This is a genomic window from Acidobacteriota bacterium (assembly GCA_003225175.1).
Taxonomy (GTDB): domain Bacteria; phylum Acidobacteriota; class Terriglobia; order Terriglobales; family Acidobacteriaceae; genus Gp1-AA112.
The window spans coordinates 1,675-2,575 of sequence record QIBA01000250.1 but is presented as its reverse complement, the minus strand read 5'-3'; the positions used below and the strand labels follow the sequence as shown (position 1 = coordinate 2,575).

Below are 901 nucleotides of genomic sequence, written 5' to 3'. Positions count from 1 at the left end.
AAGAAGAAAGTAGTTCAAAAGAAAATAGTCCAAAGGAAACAAGTCCAAAAATAGAAGGAAGCAAATTGAATGAAAAGGAAACTTTAGAAATGGCAAAGGATTTAGAGAGATTAAGAACATTAAGGGAAGAAAGAGATAGAGATGTAAAAAAATGGGATACTTCAGAAGATAAGATACTAAGTGACGATGAAATTGATGAATTAAGAAGGGAAACAGAGATGAGAAGATTACGAAAAATGGAAAAAATTAAAAATGTTGACGAATTAAGAAGTATTAAATCAGAAGATCTAAATAGTATAAAATCAGAAGATTTAACAAAAGATACAGAGAAAGATTTTATCAAAAGAAAATACAAAATACTAAAAGAAAAATTTGGAGAGGAAATAGAACATACAATAGTAAATTATAGTAAAAGACTTTGTGAACGAACAATTGAATATCTTGAAAAGAAGAAAATTTTAACAAAAGAAGAAAGAGAAACACTTAATTTTCTAAAAGGAAGATTTGATAAGATAGAAGAATCGACAACATGGAGAGAACATACTATTAATGAAATATATGAAGGAATATTATTAGAAGAAAAGGAGAATAATGAAAGAAAAAGATATAATGAAAAGAAAAGAAAATATGATAGAATAAAAAACAAAATAGGCGATGAAATAGATGAAGAATTAATTAAGGCAAGGGAAAGACTACGAGAAAATATTATTCAAAGGATTAGATACTTTGAAGAAAAGAAAATGTTAACTGTTAGAGAAGCACAAGAATTAGAAGATTTAAAAAGACCAGGAAAATTAGATGAAGAGGAATTATTAATAGAAGAATATGTTATTAACGATATATACAAAGGATTAACTGAGAAGGAAAAAGGAGATAAAATAGACGTTAAAGAAAAGGGTAA

At 26.2% G+C, this 901-nt stretch carries 1 pseudogene (cut by a window edge); it reads left to right on the top strand.

Annotation, left to right across the window (positions count from 1 at the left end):
- Nucleotides 1-89 precede the first annotated feature (89 nt).
- A pseudogene (locus DMG62_25115) lies at nucleotides 90-901 on the top strand (hypothetical protein) (it continues 37 nt past the right edge of the window).